The organism is Mesorhizobium sp. CA10 (genome assembly GCF_020165285.1).
Classification (GTDB): domain Bacteria; phylum Pseudomonadota; class Alphaproteobacteria; order Rhizobiales; family Rhizobiaceae; genus Mesorhizobium.
Window position 1 is genome coordinate 62,166 of the sequence record NZ_JAIUHV010000007.1, and the last position, 15,447, is coordinate 77,612.

Below are 15,447 nucleotides of genomic sequence, written 5' to 3' on the forward strand. Positions count from 1 at the left end.
TTGGATTGTGGCGCGCCACTATAAATCAGGATTTGACGGCAGGGAGTGGGCTTGCGCAAAAATCATTGCTGAACAGCACGATGCAGCCACCTGCTGACTCGGATTGGAACCGAAGAGGCCCAACCTTCTATGCGGCAGCCGTATTCTCGCGCAGCAACCGCTCCGCTGCCGCGCGCGCTTCGTCGGTGATGGTGGCGCCGGCCAGCATGCGCGCGATTTCCTCCTGGCGCGCCGCGCGGTCCATTTCGGCAATGCCGGTGGCGACGCGGTCCTTGCCGTCGGATTTCGAGATCAGGAAATGCGTGGCGGCGCGCGCAGCGACCTGCGGCGCATGCGTCACGGAAAGCACTTGCACCCGCTTTGACAACCGCGCCAGCCGCTGGCCGATGGCGTCGGCCACCGCGCCGCCGACGCCGGTGTCGATCTCGTCGAACACCAGGGTCGGCGCCGAGCCGCGATCGGCCAGCGCCACCTTCAGCGCCAAAAGGAAGCGCGAGAGCTCGCCGCCGGAAGCGACCTTCATCATCGGTCCCGGCCGGGTGCCCGGATTGGTGCGCACCCAGAATTCGACCTCGTCGATGCCTTCTTCCATGCGGCTTTCGGTATCGCTTCCCATCTCGACGATGAACTCGGCCCGTTCGAGTTTGAGCGCCGGCAGTTCCGCCATGACAGCCTTGGTCAGGCCCGCCGCCGCCGCATGGCGCAGCGACGACAGCTGCGCCGCGGAAATATCGTAGGCCTCGCGCGCCGCGGCGGCCTGCTTGGCCAGCGCGTGCAGCCGCTCCTCGCCGGCATCGAGGTCGGCAAGATCGGCCACCATCGTGTCGCGCAGCTGCGCCAGATCGTCTACCGCGACACTGTGCTTGCGCGAGGCGGCGCGCAGCGCAAACAGACGCTCTTCCGCCTTCTCCAGACGCTGCGGATCATATTCGGTGGCGCGAAGCGCCGCTTCCACGCCGGACTGCGCGGCGTCGAGCGAGATCATCGCGTCGTCGAGCGATTTCACCACGTCGTCGAGCAGGCCGGGGGCTTCGCTGGACTTGCGCTGCAGCCGCCGCAACAGACTGGCGAGTTGCGGCAAGGGCGAGGACGGCCCCGACAGCACATCCTGCGCATCATGGATCTCGGCCGCGATCTTTTCGACGCGCATCATCGTCGCGCGCAACTCCGCAAGCTCCGTTTCCTCGCCCGGCTGCGGGTCGAGTCTTGCGAGCTCGGCCACGGAAGCGCGCAGATAATCGGCTTCGCGCGCCGCCGCCTCGACCTTGGCGCGATGCCGGGAAAGCTCCTGCTCGCAGTTTCGCCAGTACCGCCAGGCTTCGCCCGTGCCGCGCACGGCGCCCAGATGGCCGCCGAAACTGTCCAGCAATTCGCGATGCGCGCCGGGATCGACCAGCGCCCGCTCGTCATGCTGGCCATGGATCTCGACGAGGGCGCGGCCGACATCGCGCATCAGGGTGACGCTGGAGGGCTGGTCGTTGACGAAGACGCGGGTGCGGCCATCGGCCGTCTGCACGCGGCGCAGGATGATGTCGCCATCGTCCTCGATGTCGTTTCCGGCGAGCAACGCGCGTGCCGGATGGTTGCGCGGCACGTCGAACACGGCAATGACCTGGCCTTGCGCAGCGCCATGGCGAACGAGCGAGGCATCGCCGCGCGCGCCAAGCGCCAGCGACAGCGCATCGAGCAGGATGGATTTACCGGCGCCGGTTTCGCCGGTCAGCACCGAAAGCCCAGGCAGGAAGTCGATGTCCAGCTTCTCGATCAGGACGATATCGCGGATCGACAGTCTGGACAGCATCGCAAGTTTCAGGCGCCGGTGATCAGCTTCCCGGCCTTGGAAATCCACGATCCGGCATTTTCGCGGGGTTCAAGCCCGTTGCTCTGCAGGAGCTTGTAGGAATCCTTGTACCACGGGCTGTCCGGATAGTTGTGACCAAGCACCGCCGCTGCCGTCTGCGCTTCCGAGGTCAGGCCCATCGCATAGTAGGACTCGGTCAGGCGCGCGAGCGCCTCCTCGACATGGCGGGTGTTGGAATAGTTCTCGACCACCGTGCGGAAACGCTTCACGGCGGCGATGTATTCGCGGCGCTCGAGATAGTAGCGGCCGACCTGCATCTCCTTGCCGGCGAGCTGGTCGCTGGCGAAGCGGATCTTGTCCTTGGCGTCGCCGACATATTCGGAGTTCGGCCAGCGTGTCACCAGATCCTGCATGGTCTGGATGGTCTGGCGCGCTTCCTTCTGATCTTGGGTGACGTCCTTGATCTGCCGATAGTAGGAGAGGCCGATGATGTACTGTGCGTAAGCCGCGTCGTCTGTCGAGGGATAGAGGGTCAGGTAGCGCTTGGCCGAACCGATCGCCTCGTCGTAATTGCCGGCGCGATAATCGGCGAAAGCGCCCATCACCATCGATTTGCGTGCGAATTCGGAATAGGGATGCTGGCGGTCGACCGCGTCGAACTTCTTGCTCGCCTCATCGAGGCGGCCGGCATTCATGTTGGCCAGGCCCTGGTTGTAGAGAACGTCGGCCGGCTCGGTCTGGTCGACATAGGTCGCCAGGTTGACATCCTTCTCGGAGGACATGCAGGCCGACAGCACGAGCGCGGGAGCAACCACCGACAGCGCCAGCAAAACACCCCGACGCGGCGCTACCGATTGACCAACTCGCGAAAAAAACATGTTTGGATTCCGCCCCTTCGGCGTCGTTTCGGTCCGGGCCGAAGCCATAAACCATTATCCCCTTGCCCGGCAACGCTATGTCCGGCCAATCGCACATTTTTGTGGCAGGCCGACGCTATGGCCAAAGCCGCGCATTTTGGCGGCCCTGTGATGCAGCCATGCAACACAAGCCTGACCACAAAGCCAGAAAACGGTTAAGAATCAGATCACCCAGGGCGCGTAAACCGGCCCGCTGACGGCGATCATCTCGGCGACGCGGCCGCGCTCGCGACGTCTCGTCTCGACGATCTCGAAGGCCGTCCGGTCGGAAAGCAGCCGGCGCAATGCCGAGGCATTCATCCGGTGGCCGCCGCGATAGGAGCGGAAGCAGCCGATGAAGCGCGCGCCGGCCAGCGCCAGATCGCCCATCGCATCGAGCGTCTTGTGACGGGCGAATTCGTTGGGATAGCGCAGCCCGCCGACATTGATGACGCGGTTGTCGTCGCCGATGACAAGCGAGTTTTCGAGCGACGAGCCGAGCGCGTAGCCGGCGGCCCAAAGCCTCTCGACGTCCTTCATGAAGCCGAATGTGCGAGCCCGCGCGATGTCGCGGCGGAAGATGTCGGGATTGATGTCGGAGGCGAATTGCTGGCGGCCGATTGCCGGGCTCTCGAAATCGATCTCGACCTCGAACCGCGTGCCGTCATAGGGGCGGAACTCCGCCCAGGACGCGCCGGCTTCCACGCGCACCGGCTTGACGACACGGATGTAGCGACGCCTCACCGCCAGCGTCTCGATGCCGGCCTGGTCGATGGCCTCGACGAAGGCCATGGCGCTGCCGTCGAGAATGGGGACTTCCGAACCGTCGATCTCGATGATCAAATTGTCTATGCCGAGACCGAACACTGTGGCCATCAGATGCTCGACGGTACCGATATGATCGCCGGCCGGATCGCCAAGCATAGTGCAGAGATCGGTGGCGCCGACTTCCGCGACCAGGGCGCGGAGCTCGCGGGCTTCGCCGCCATTCGAAAGATGAAAGACGATGCCCGTATCGGCATCGGCCGGCAGGAAATGAACGGTCACGGTTTTGCCGCTATGGACGCCGATGCCAGCCAGCGTCACGCGCGATTTCACTGTCGTCTGATAGTCGTGCAAGAGTAACCCCATACGCCCTGAATGCCTGCGTCCGCTCCATCGGCCTTGGGTATCTTGCAGCCAGACTGATGGTCTGACGCTCGCGCAAAGGCGGCAAAATAAGCAAGAGCATGCGGCTCTGTATAATCGGCAGGCAGGGTTACTCCCCGAATCCCGGCAAACCGACTTTAGTCCGTGGCGAAGATAATGGCCTGCCCTGGAGACTCCAAATCACGGTTTCTTACCCCGTGTAACCACGGAAATGCGTCAGAAACAGCTCGTAAAGCCTTGTTTTAAATGTCTTTTGCAAAAGCAACAGGCAGACGATTTCTCGTCTGCCTGTTAACAACTGTTATATACCGTTAACGATTGGCGGTCCGCCGTATCGATCAGTTGGCCTGGCGGCGCAGGAAGGCCGGGATTTCCAGCTGGTCGTCTTCCTGGACTGTGCGGGCCTGCGGCGTGAGCCGGCCCTGGTCGTCGAGCTGGCCGCGGCGCGGCGCATAGAGCGCAGGATCCTGGCTGGCGAGACGGCGCATCTCGGGCGCGGCCTGACGCAGCTTCGGCTCGCGCGGCTGCGCCGGCTGGAGCCGGGCCGGCTCTTCCTCGCGGCGGGTAAGGCCGTTGGTCAGCCGCTTGATCAGCCCCATCGGACCGCTGTTCTCATGGTCCGCCGGCCGGCTCTTGGCTTCGACTTCAGCCCTTACCACCGGCGGAAAGTCTTCCACGCGCGGCATACGCTGCGGCGCCGCGGCCACCGGCTGCGGCATCTCGCGCTGCGGCGCGGGCTGCTGCATGACCTGCTGCGGCACCACCGGCTGCGGCTGCGGCTGCGCAGGCGGGGCTTGGAAGATCTTGCTCTGCGGCCGGAAGTCGTCCATCGGCACGGCGCGCGGGTGCGCCATGGCGGCGGCATTTGCCTCGGCAAGCTGGATCGCCTCCGCGACCGGATCGGCCGCGCGCGGCTCATAGGCCTGCGGCTGAACCGGAGCGGGGCGGATTTCGGCCACCGGAGCCGCCGCCGGGCGGGCGGCCGGTTTCTGCGGCGCGCGGATCGAGATCGGCGCAGCCGCGATTTCGGCCGCCGACTTGTCGATGCCGGTGGCGACGACCGACACGCGGATCACGCCTTCCAGCTCTTCGTCGAAGGTGGCGCCCAGGATGATGTTGGCGTCCTGGTCGACTTCCTCGCGGATGCGGGTCGCGGCCTCGTCCACCTCGAACAGGGTGAGATCGCGGCCGCCGGTGATCGAGATCAGCAGGCCCTTGGCGCCCTTCATCGAGGTCTCGTCGAGCAGCGGGTTGGCGATGGCGGCTTCAGCGGCGGCCATCGCGCGACCCTCGCCCGAAGCCTCGCCCGTGCCCATCATCGCCTTGCCCATCTCGCGCATCACCGAGCGGACGTCGGCGAAGTCGAGATTGATCAGGCCTTCCTTGACCATCAGGTCGGTGATGCAGGCGACGCCCGAGTAGAGCACCTGGTCGGCCATTGCGAAGGCATCGGCGAAGGTGGTCTTGTCATTGGCCAGCCGGAACAGGTTCTGGTTGGGGATGACGATCAGCGTGTCGACGCATTTCTGCAGTTCCTCGATACCCATGTCGGCCGTCTTCATGCGGCGCTGACCCTCGAAATGGAACGGCTTGGTGACGACGCCGACGGTGAGGATGCCCTTCTCGCGCGCCGCGCGGGCAACGACCGGAGCGGCGCCCGTGCCGGTGCCGCCGCCCATGCCGGCGGTTACGAAGCACATATGGGTGTTGGAGAGATGATCGATGATCTCGTCGATGCACTCTTCCGCCGCCGCGCGGCCGACTTCCGGCTGCGAGCCGGCGCCGAGGCCTTCGGTGACATGCGCGCCGAGCTGGATCAGCCGCTCGGCCTTGGACATCGTCAGCGCCTGCGCGTCGGTGTTGGCCACCACGAACTCGACGCCGCGCAGGCCGGCTGTGATCATGTTGTTCACGGCATTGCCGCCGCCGCCGCCGACACCGAACACGGTGATGCGTGGCTTGAGCTCGGTGATGTCCGGCTTCTGCAGATTGATGGTCATTGTCTCCGTCCTTTGCCTTTCCCGCCGCCTCGCCGCTGCGGCCGCCTATGGGGCTGTCCCCGTCAAATTAAAAACTGTCTCTCAACCACTGACTCACGCGATGCAGTTTTCCGCCCGTTCCGGTCATCCTGAAACCGGAAAGTCCTTTCGCCGAATGGCTCTCGAAGCTCGCCATCTGCGGATAGATCATCAGTCCGACCGGGGTCGAGAACGCCGGTCCCTTGGCCGCCTCCGGCAGGCCTGCGACGCCGAGCGGCCGGCCGATGCGCACATTGCGCCCGAGAATGCGGCGCGCCGCTTCCGGCAGGCCGGCGAGTTGGCTTGCGCCGCCGGTGAGCACCACCCGCTTGCCGACGGCATTGCCGTAGCCGGACTTGTTCAGCCGGTCGCGCAGAAGCTCCAGCGTCTCGTCGATACGGGCGCGGATGATGCGCGTCATTACCGAGCGCGGGATCTGCAGCGGCACATCGCCTTCCTCGCCGATCGGCTGGATTGAGACGAGGTCGCGGTCGTCGGCGCTGCCGGGCAGCGCCGAGCCATGCATCACCTTCAGCCGTTCCGCGGCATCGAGCGAGGTCGACAGGCCCTTGGCCATGTCGAGCGTCACATGGTTGCCGCCGATGGCGATCGCGTCGCCATGGACGAACTTGCCCTCCGAGAAGACCGAGATGGTCGTCGTGCCGCCGCCCATATCGATGCAGGCTGCGCCCATTTCGAGCTCGTCGTCGACCAGCGAGGCAAGCCCGCTGGCATAGGGCGTCGCCACCATGCGCTCGACCGACAGATGCGAGCGATTGATGCAAAGCTCCAGATTTCGCATCGGCGCCGCGTCGCCCGTCAGCACATGCATGTCGACGCCAAGCGCATCGCCCATCATGCCGCGCGGATCGCGCATGCCGCGCTCGCCGTCGAGCGAGAAACCGACGGGCAGCGAATGGATCACCTCGCGCTCCGCCCTGAGCGCCTGTTTGGCACCGGCGGCGAGCACGCGCTTGATGTCGACTTCCTCGACCTGATGGCCGCCGAGATTGATAGTCGCCGAGAAGGCTTCGCTCTTCAGCCGGCCGGCCGTCATGTTGACGATGAGGGAATCGACGGTGAGCCCGGCCATGCGCTCGGCCGCATCGACGGCAAGCCGGATGGCATGCTCGGCGCGATCGAGATCGACCACCACGCCGGACTTCACGCCTTGCGATTTCTGGTGACCGATGCCGATCACCTGGATGCGATGCGAACGTCCGCGCAGCAGCTTGCCGTCCTCATTCGGCTTCAGCTTCGCCACGACGCAGCAAACCTTGCTGGAGCCGACATCGAGCACCGTGAGCGTGCCCGACCGGCGCGAAGAAGCGTCGCTGCCGCCGCCAAGCCAGCTCATATCTTTCTCTCCACCTTGCGCGTGGCCAGGGACTTCGGCTTGTCGCTGAGCGCTGCTTCGCGCTGTGTCGCCGCTTCCGGCGACAGCTCCACGACCAGCCGGTCGGAAAGCCGCATGTCGACGGCGGCGATGTCGCGGGTCAGCAATCCGTTGTCATGGTCGATCTTGACGAGCTCGGCGATCGCCTGGTCCTCGCCGTCTTCCGGCAGCTTGATCGTGATGCCGTTTTCCAGCCTCAGGTCCCAGCGCCGTTCGCCGACCCGGATATAGCCTTTGACCCGCGCCGCAAGCTCGGGATAGCGCTCGATCTTGGCGAGGAACGCCGGCGCCATGGCCGGCGCGCCGGTGCCGATGATCAGCGGCAGCAGCGCCTGCTTGCCGCCCGAGAACGGCGCGATCGTCTCGCCCGATCGCTCGATGACCGACACCGAGGTGCCCTGCTGCCAAAGCGCGAAGGGTTGGCGCTCCTCGATGCGTACTTCCAGCGTATGCGGGTATATCTTGCGCACCGCGGCTCCCTCGACCCACGGCAGTGTCGCGATGCGCTCGCGCGCGGCCTCGGCGTCGAAGCCGATCAGCGAGGTCCAGCCGTCGAGGCCGAGCCGGTCGAGCACATCGATCTCGGAGGTCTGGCGGTTGCCGACCACCTTGATCTGGTCGACGGCAAAGCCGGTGCGCGCCGTCACGCCCTGCACGATGCTGTCGGCGTAGCCGCCGAGATAGGCGCCGTAGGCGCTGCTGGACGCGATCAGCGCAGCGGAAAGGATCGCCGCCGAAAAGCGCGGCGCCTCATACTCGCCGCCGCACAAACGCCCCAGCACGCGCATCGGCCGGCGAAGCTGACGCGGCAGCACGAGACGGTCGAATGACAGCGACATACCGAACAGCGCGAGACCAGCCGCGCCGACGCCATTACCCTGTCCCAACCTCAACGCAGACACGAAGCGTCCTCCACCATCCAACTCAACAAATCGCCGAACGAGTGCCCCGCTTGCGCGGCGATTTCAGGCACCAGAGACGTCGGCGTCATGCCCGGCTGAGTGTTGACCTCGAGCCAGACAACCTCGCCGTTTTCGGAGTGACGGTCGTCGTAACGGAAGTCCGATCGGGAAACGCCCCGGCAACCAATGGCAAGATGAGCCTTGAGGGCCAGTGTCTGTATTTTTTGGTAAATATTCGGTGAAATTTTAGCAGGGATTTCGTGTTTTGATCCGCCGGGAACGTATTTTGAATCGTAATCGTAGAAGGAATGCCCAGTCGGGATGATCTCGCAGACGCCGAGCGCCACATCGCCCATCACCGCGCAGGTCAATTCACGTCCGTGGATGTAGCGCTCGACCATGACGATCTCGCCATATTGCCATTCCGTGGAGCCGATCACCTGCGGCGGATGCGATTGCCCCTCATGCACGATGACCACGCCGAAGCTCGACCCCTCATTGACCGGCTTGACCACATAAGGCGGCTTCATCGGATGCTTGTTCTGGACGGCGAAGCGGTTGACCACCTTCGACTCCGCAACCGGAATGCCGGACGCCTTGGCGATTTTCTTGGCCTGTTCCTTGTTCATGGCCAAGGCCGAAGCGAGCACACCCGAATGGGTGTAGGGAATTGCGAGATACTCGAGAATTCCCTGGATGGTGCCGTCCTCGCCGAACGGGCCGTGCAGCGCGTTGAAGGCGACGTCAGGCTTGAGCTCGGCAAGCACAGACCCGACATCGCGCGAAACATCGACCCGGGTGACCTGATAGCCTTCATTCTCGAGCGCATCCGCACACGCCTTCCCCGAGGACAGAGACACGGGCCGCTCCGAGGAGAATCCACCCAGGAGGACAGCCACATGCTTCTTCTTCATCCCGTCATCCCCTCTCACGCCGGGCCTGCAACCGATATTCCCGCACCGCATTTCCAAACATTGAGTCCGAGCGCTCCGGCAGGTTGCCCCCCCCAGACGGAAAACGCGGCTTAACGCGTCGAACGACTCAAATCAGGAAACGCTTTAGGGCAGAGAATCAGAGAGTTGATTCGCTGGCAAGTACCTATGATTCCGAGAGATTCACTTTCCGCGAAAACAGCCGCAAAAAGTGAATTGTGAGTCTTTGAGGCAACGGTTCTACGGCTGTTTCAGATCACTGGAAGTTCAAGCATCACATGAACTTAAGCCTAAGCTAAAGAAGCTGCCCGAGAAACTCCTGCACCGCATGGCCGGGCCTGAAATTGCCGAGGCGCTTGATCTCCCAGTGCAGCCGGATGCCCGAATTCTCGAGCACCCGCGCCCGCACCGTCTCGCCCAGATATTCGAGGTCGTAGCCGGTGGCCGTGCCGGTGTTGATCATGAAGTTGCAATGCATCGGCGACATCTGCGCGCCGCCGATCATCAGCCCGCGGCAGCCGGCCTTGTCGATCTCCTTCCACGCCGAGGTGCCTTCCGGATTCTGGAAGGTCGAGCCGCCGGTCTTCTCCCTGATCGGCTGCACCGTCTCGCGATGGTTCTGCACGGCATCCATTGCCGCCTTGATCGCCGCCTTGTCTTCCGCAAACCCTTCGAAAATGGCCGAGGTGAAGATCAGTCCTGCAGGCGCGGACGAATGGCGATAGGCATAGCCCATATCGGCATTGCTCAGCGTATGGAGATTGCCCCTGCGGTCCAGGGCCCTCACCTCGACGACCCGCTCACGCGTCTCGACGCCGTTGGCGCCGGCATTCATCCTGAGCGCGCCGCCGACAGCGCCAGGAATGCCGTGATAGAAATGGAAGCCGCCAATGCCGGCTTCATACGCCACCGCCGCGAGGCGCTTGTCCGGCGTCGCCGCGCCGGCTTTGATCGTGATCGGCCCGGTGGTCTCGGCCTCGCCGAAACCCTTGGCCGAGAGCCTGACGACAAAACCCGGAATGCCGCCGTCGCGCACCAGAAGGTTCGAGCCGACGCCGACCACCACGACCGGTATCTCTTCCGGCACCGCGCGCAGGAAGGCCGCGAGGTCCTCCTCGTCGGCCGGCTGGAACAGCGCCTCGGCGAGGCCGCCGGCCCGGAACCAGGTGATCTTGTCCATCTCGGCGTTCGGCGTGATACGGCCGCGCAGGCCGGCAAGCTTGTCGCCGAGTTTATCGATCAGGTCCTGGCCGCGCATCATGAGGGCGTCCCACCAAGTTCCTTGGGCAGCGCATAGGCCCATTGCGTGATGTTGCCGGCGCCGAGGAAGACGACGAAATCGCCGGGCTTGGCAAGCTCGCGAATGGCGGGCGCGATTGCTGCCTGACCATCGATATAGCGTGCGTCGCGGTGGCCGCCGGAGCGGATGCGCGACACCAACGCGTCGGAAGTCACGCCTTCGATGGGTTCCTCGCCGGCCGCGTAGACCGGCGCCACCATGACCGTGTCGGCGTCGTTGAAGCAGACCGAGAATTCCTCGAAGAGATCGTGAAGCCGGGTGAAGCGATGCGGCTGCGCGATGGCGATGACACGCCCCTTGGTCGCGCTGCGCGCGGCCTTCAGCACCGCCGCGATCTCGACCGGGTGGTGGCCGTAATCGTCGAACACCTCGACACCGTTCCACGAGCCCGTACGGGTGAAGCGCCGCTTGACGCCCGCGAAGGACGAAAGGCCCTTCTTGATCGCCTCGGCCGAGAGGCCAAGCTCATGCGCCACCGCGATCGCCGCCGTCGCGTTGGAGACGTTGTGCCGGCCGGGCATCGGCAGGCGCAGGTCATTTATCGACGTCGTGCCCCGCCCCTTGCGATCGCGGATGACGATATCGAATTCGGAAATCGCGCCTTGCATGCGATGATTGGTGAAGCGCACGTCGGCCTGCGCGTTCTCGCCATAGGTGATGACGCGCCGATCCTCGATGCGGCCGACCAGCGCCTGCACTTCCGGATGGTCGGTGCACATCACGCCGAAACCGTAGAACGGCACGTTCTCGACGAACTGGCGGAACGCCTCGCGCACCTTGTCGAAGCTCCCATAGTGGTCGAGATGCTCGGGATCGATGTTGGTGACGACGGCGATGTCGGCCGGCAGTTTCAGGAAGGTGCCGTCGCTCTCGTCGGCTTCGACCACCATCCACTCGCCGTCGCCCATGCGGGCATTGGTGCCGTAGGCGTTGATGATGCCGCCATTGATGACGGTCGGGTCGAGCCCGCCGGCCTCGAGCAGCGTCGCCACCATCGAGGTGGTCGTCGTCTTGCCATGCGTGCCGCCGATGGCGACCGCCTGGCGGAAACGCATCAGTTCGGCCAGCATCTCGGCCCGGCGCACGATCGGCAAAAGCTTCTCGCGCGCGGCCTTGAGCTCCGGGTTGGACTTCTTGATCGCGGTCGAAACAACCACGACTTCGGCATCGCCGACATTCTCGGCCTTGTGGCCGACGAAGCATTCGATGCCCTTGTCGCGCAACCGCTGCACATTGGCGCCGTCGGCCTGGTCGGACCCTTGCACCTTGTAGCCCAGATTGTGCAGCACCTCGGCGATGCCGCTCATGCCGATGCCGCCGATGCCGATGAAATGCACAAGGCCGATCGTCTGCGGCATCTTCATGGGCGCGTCCTCCTGTAGTCCGAAACCGTTTTGCCGGACGCAATAGCCTCTGTCAGATCGGCGAGCAACCGCGCCGCGTTCGGTTTCCCGGCCGAGCGGGCGGCGGCGGCCATGGTCGCCAGCCGGTTCGGGTCCTTGACCAGCCCGCCGACCAGCTCGGCGATGCGCGCCGCCGACAGCGTCGACTGCGGATGGAGCTCGGCTCCCCCGGCGGCGGCAAGGGCTGCCGCATTCGCCGCCTGATCGTGGTCGAGCGCGTGCGGATAAGGCACCAGCAGTGCCGGCCGGCCGATGACGGCGATTTCCGAAACCGTCGAGGCGCCGGAACGCGACATCACCAGATGCGCCGCCCCGATGCGCGCCGCCATGTCAGTAAAGAAGGGCGAAACCTGGGCGTCGACGCCGAGATCGGCATAGGCCGCCTTCACCCGCGCCACATCCTCGGCGCGCGCCTGCTGGGTGATGACCAGCCGCTTGCGCAGGTCTTGCGGCAGCAGCGCGATCGCCGCCGGCACGGCATCGGAAAAGAACTGCGCGCCCTGACTGCCGCCGAACACCAGGAAGCGGAACGGCTCGCCCTCGTTCGAAACCACGTAAGGCGTTTTCGCCGCATCGAGGACCTGCGGCCTGACCGGATTGCCGGTGGTCACCGTCTTTGCGCCGTCAGCGCTTGCGCCTTCCGGCAGGAAACCGCCGGCAATCGCATCCACGCGGCCGGCAAGCGCCTTGTTGGCGCGGCCCATGACGGCGTTCTGCTCATGGATCAGCGTCGGCACTTTTCGCCTTGTCGCGGCATAGAGCGGCGGCAGCGTCGGATAGCCGCCGAAGCCGACGACAGCCTCCGGCTTGATCCTGGCGATTACACCGCCGGCCTCCCGCACGCCCTGCCAGATCTTCCAGAAGGCCGAGAGCATGGCGACTGGGTTCTTCGAACCCAGCGTTGCCGAGGGGATGGTGTGAATGTCGGCTGCCGGGAAATGGCGGGAATAGCGCTCGGCGCGATTGTCGGTGGCAAGATGCACCTTCCAGCCGCGCTCGATCAGCTCATGCGCCAGCGCCTCGGCCGGAAACAGATGTCCGCCCGTTCCGCCGGCCGCAAGCAGGATGACACCCTTCGCCATCCTGCCTCATTCCGCCGGCATTGCGCGCTGCGAAAGGACGAAGCCCATCTGCTTGCGCTTTTCCGGACGCTTGCGCGTCAAGGCGAGCACCATGCCCATCGAGACGGCGATGGCGATCTGCGAGGAGCCGCCATAGGAGATGAAGGGCAGCGTCATGCCCTTGGCCGGCATCAGCTGCAGGTTCACGCACATGTTGATGGCCGATTGCAGGCCGAAGACGGTGACGAGGCCGCCCACCGCATAGCGGGTGAAATCGTCCTGTTCCTTGAGCGCGATGCTCAGGCCGCGCAGCACGATGAAGGCGAAGATCGACATGATGAAGAAGCACATTATGAGGCCGAACTCCTCGCCGGCGACCGAGAAGACGAAGTCGGCGTGGCTATCGGGGATGACCCGCTTCACCGTGCCCTCGCCCGGGCCGACGCCGAACCAGCCGCCATTGATCAGCGCCTCGCGGCCCATATCGACCTGGAAGGTGTCGCCTTCGCCGGTCATGAACTTGTCGATGCGCGCGGCGACGTGCGGAAATACCGTATAGGCCGCGAACACGCCGCCGACCCCGGCAGCCCCCAGCGCGACGATCCAGAACCAGGGCAGGCCGGCCATGAAGAACATCACGCCCCAGGTGCCCAGCACCAGCATGGTCTGGCCGAGATCGGGCTGAGCCACCAGAAGCGAGATGACCAGCGCCAGCAAAAGCATGGCGAACAGATTGCCGGGAATGTCGGGCTGGCGCCTGTGCTCCGCAAACAGCCAGGCGCAGATGACGACGAAGGCCGGTTTCAGGAACTCGGACGGCTGGATGGAAAGGCCTGCAAGCGACACCCAGCGCCGTGCTCCCTTCACCTCGACGCCGATGTAGAGCACCGCCACCATCAGCACCAGCATGATGCAGATCATCACCAGCGACATGCGCCTTATCTGCCGCGCCTCCAGGAAAGAGACTGCCAGCATCACGATAAGCGCCGGGATGGTGAAGATGATCTGGCGTGTGGCGAAGTGGAAGCTGTCGAGGCCGATGCGCTCGGCCACCGCCGGGCTTGCGGCGAAGGACAGCACGATGCCCAGTCCCATCAGCGACAGGAATGCCGCCAGGAACCAGCGATCGATCGTCCACCACCAGGTGGCGACAGGACTTTTGTCGAGACGGCTTTGCATCAACGTGGCCCTCCGATGGATTTCACCCCATCAATAGCAGTCGCAGCTTGCCTGAAGGCTTCGCCGCGAACTTCGAAATTCTTGAACTGGTCGAAACTGGCGCAAGCCGGCGAAAGCAGCACCACGGCCTCGCCGCCGGTGTCCTTTGCCGCGTCGTTGGCGGCATGCTCGACCGCCGCCGCCAGCGTTCCGGATATTTCGTAGGGTACTGCCTCGCCGAGCGTCGCCGAGAAGGCTGGCGCCGCCTCGCCGATCAGATAGGCCTTGGCGATGCGCGGGAAGAAGCCGCGCAGCGGCTCGATGCCGCCTTCCTTGGGCAGGCCGCCGGCGATCCAGTAGACGCGGTTGAAACTCGACAGCGCGGGTGCGGCCGCATCGGCATTGGTCGCCTTGGAATCGTTGACGAACAGCACATGGTCCTTGCGGCCGACCTGCTCCATGCGATGCGCCAGCCCCGGGAAGCTCTCGAGGCCGGCCTGGATCTCGCCGAGATCGAGGCCGATCCTCAGGCACGCGGCGACGGCGGCCAGCGCGTTCTGCGCGTTGTGCTGGCCGCGCAGCGACCCGATGCCTTCGAGGAAGGCGACGCGGCTGTAGCGGCCGTGCACGGCTTCCATCAGATTGGTACCGTCGGCGAAATAGCCGTCCGTCAAAGGCAGGCGCTTGGAAATGCGGATGACCTGCCGGCCGGCGCGCTCCAGTCGGTCGGCGATCTGGGCGCACCAGGAATCGTCGACGCCGACGATCGCGGTGTCGCTGCCGGCGACCAGCCTCTCCTTGATCGAGGCATAATGCGCCATCGTGCCGTGCCGGTCGAGATGGTCTGGCGTAAGGTTGAGCAGGATGCCGGCGGTCGGATTGATGGAGGGCGCGAGATCGATCTGGTAGGACGAGCACTCGACCACATAGTGCCGCGTCGGCTCGGGCGGATCGAGCGTCATGACGGCACGACCGATATTGCCGCCCATCTGCGTGTCGCGGCCCGCCGACTTCAGGATATGCGCCGTCAGCGCCGTCGTCGTCGACTTGCCGTTGGTTCCGGTAATCGCGATGAAGGGTGCTGCCGGCGCGTGGCTGTTGCGTTCGCGGCAGAACAGCTCGATATCGCCGATCACCTCGACGCCGGCGCCGCGCGCCAGCTCCACCGTCCAATGCGGCTTCGGATGCGTCAGCGGCACCCCCGGCGACAGCACGAAGGCGGCGAAATGCGGCCAGTCGGCCGCGCGCAGATCTCCGGTCGTAATCCCCGCGGCCGCTGCCTTGGCGACGCTGTCCGGATTGTCGTCCCAGGCCAGCACCTCGGCGCCGCCTGCGATCAGCGCATGCGCGGTGGCGATCCCCGAGCCGCCAAGCCCGAAGAGCGAAATGCGTTTGCCTGAAAAGGAAGCAGCGGGGATCAAGCAGCGAGTC

12 protein-coding genes are annotated in these 15,447 nt (G+C 64.9%); all 12 read right to left on the reverse strand.

Features of this window, described 5'->3' with window-relative positions:
- Positions 1 to 127: 127 nt before the first annotated feature.
- The 12 genes from recN to murD all read right to left on the reverse strand — a co-directional run bounded on the left by recN (position 128) and on the right by murD (position 15,437).
- Positions 128 to 1,801, reverse strand: a complete 1,674-nt coding sequence (recN, locus tag LB535_RS16325) for a DNA repair protein RecN (protein WP_224632936.1) — start codon at positions 1,799 to 1,801, stop codon at positions 128 to 130.
- An 8-nt stretch (positions 1,802 to 1,809) separates the two neighbouring features.
- Positions 1,810 to 2,679 carry an outer membrane protein assembly factor BamD gene (locus LB535_RS16330; protein WP_140839719.1) on the reverse strand — a complete coding sequence of 290 codons (870 nt, stop codon included), beginning with the start codon at positions 2,677 to 2,679 and terminating at the stop codon, positions 1,810 to 1,812.
- A 201-nt stretch (positions 2,680 to 2,880) separates the two neighbouring features.
- On the reverse strand, positions 2,881 to 3,828 hold the full coding sequence (lpxC, locus tag LB535_RS16335; RefSeq protein ID WP_140839717.1) for a UDP-3-O-acyl-N-acetylglucosamine deacetylase: 948 nt from the start codon (positions 3,826 to 3,828) through the stop codon (positions 2,881 to 2,883).
- A 356-nt stretch (positions 3,829 to 4,184) separates the two neighbouring features.
- Positions 4,185 to 5,846, reverse strand: a complete 1,662-nt coding sequence (gene ftsZ, locus LB535_RS16340; protein WP_224544820.1) for a cell division protein FtsZ — start codon at positions 5,844 to 5,846, stop codon at positions 4,185 to 4,187.
- 67 nt (positions 5,847 to 5,913) lie between these two features.
- A complete protein-coding gene (ftsA, locus tag LB535_RS16345; protein ID WP_224632937.1) occupies positions 5,914 to 7,221 on the reverse strand; it encodes a cell division protein FtsA in 1,308 nt (435 codons plus the stop codon).
- Complete coding sequence (locus tag LB535_RS16350; protein ID WP_224632938.1) at positions 7,218 to 8,162, reverse strand: cell division protein FtsQ/DivIB; 945 nt, start codon at positions 8,160 to 8,162, stop codon at positions 7,218 to 7,220. The genes ftsA and LB535_RS16350 overlap by 4 nt, the downstream gene beginning before the upstream one ends.
- On the reverse strand, positions 8,150 to 9,076 hold the full coding sequence (locus LB535_RS16355; RefSeq protein ID WP_095768997.1) for a D-alanine--D-alanine ligase: 927 nt from the start codon (positions 9,074 to 9,076) through the stop codon (positions 8,150 to 8,152). Before LB535_RS16355 ends, LB535_RS16350 begins: the two co-directional genes overlap by 13 nt.
- A 313-nt stretch (positions 9,077 to 9,389) precedes the next feature.
- A complete protein-coding gene (murB, locus tag LB535_RS16360) occupies positions 9,390 to 10,355 on the reverse strand; it encodes a UDP-N-acetylmuramate dehydrogenase (protein ID WP_224632939.1) in 966 nt (321 codons plus the stop codon).
- On the reverse strand, positions 10,352 to 11,758 hold the full coding sequence (gene murC, locus LB535_RS16365; protein WP_140839709.1) for a UDP-N-acetylmuramate--L-alanine ligase: 1,407 nt from the start codon (positions 11,756 to 11,758) through the stop codon (positions 10,352 to 10,354). The genes murB and murC overlap by 4 nt, the downstream gene beginning before the upstream one ends.
- Positions 11,755 to 12,879: an undecaprenyldiphospho-muramoylpentapeptide beta-N-acetylglucosaminyltransferase gene (gene murG, locus LB535_RS16370; RefSeq protein ID WP_224632940.1), complete on the reverse strand. Its 1,125-nt coding sequence runs from the start codon at positions 12,877 to 12,879 to the stop codon at positions 11,755 to 11,757. Before murG ends, murC begins: the two co-directional genes overlap by 4 nt.
- Before the next feature lie 6 nt (positions 12,880 to 12,885).
- Complete coding sequence (ftsW, locus tag LB535_RS16375) at positions 12,886 to 14,037, reverse strand: putative lipid II flippase FtsW (RefSeq protein WP_095768993.1); 1,152 nt, start codon at positions 14,035 to 14,037, stop codon at positions 12,886 to 12,888.
- The gene (gene murD, locus LB535_RS16380; protein WP_224544827.1) at positions 14,037 to 15,437 is read right to left on the reverse strand and encodes a UDP-N-acetylmuramoyl-L-alanine--D-glutamate ligase; all 1,401 of its coding nucleotides are present in this window, start codon (positions 15,435 to 15,437) and stop codon (positions 14,037 to 14,039) included. Before murD ends, ftsW begins: the two co-directional genes overlap by 1 nt.
- Positions 15,438 to 15,447 lie beyond the last annotated feature (10 nt).

Coding starts and splice junctions, on each gene's coding strand:
- recN (WP_224632936.1), bottom strand. CDS start 1,801: ATGCTGTCCAGACTGTCGATCCGCGATATCGTCCTGATCGAGAAGCTG.
- LB535_RS16330 (WP_140839719.1), bottom strand. CDS start 2,679: ATGTTTTTTTCGCGAGTTGGTCAATCGGTAGCGCCGCGTCGGGGTGTT.
- lpxC (WP_140839717.1), bottom strand. CDS start 3,828: ATGGGGTTACTCTTGCACGACTATCAGACGACAGTGAAATCGCGCGTG.
- ftsZ (WP_224544820.1), bottom strand. CDS start 5,846: ATGACCATCAATCTGCAGAAGCCGGACATCACCGAGCTCAAGCCACGC.
- ftsA (WP_224632937.1), bottom strand. CDS start 7,221: ATGAGCTGGCTTGGCGGCGGCAGCGACGCTTCTTCGCGCCGGTCGGGC.
- LB535_RS16355 (WP_095768997.1), bottom strand. CDS start 9,076: ATGAAGAAGAAGCATGTGGCTGTCCTCCTGGGTGGATTCTCCTCGGAG.
- murB (WP_224632939.1), bottom strand. CDS start 10,355: ATGATGCGCGGCCAGGACCTGATCGATAAACTCGGCGACAAGCTTGCC.
- murC (WP_140839709.1), bottom strand. CDS start 11,758: ATGAAGATGCCGCAGACGATCGGCCTTGTGCATTTCATCGGCATCGGC.
- murG (WP_224632940.1), bottom strand. CDS start 12,879: ATGGCGAAGGGTGTCATCCTGCTTGCGGCCGGCGGAACGGGCGGACAT.
- ftsW (WP_095768993.1), bottom strand. CDS start 14,037: ATGCAAAGCCGTCTCGACAAAAGTCCTGTCGCCACCTGGTGGTGGACG.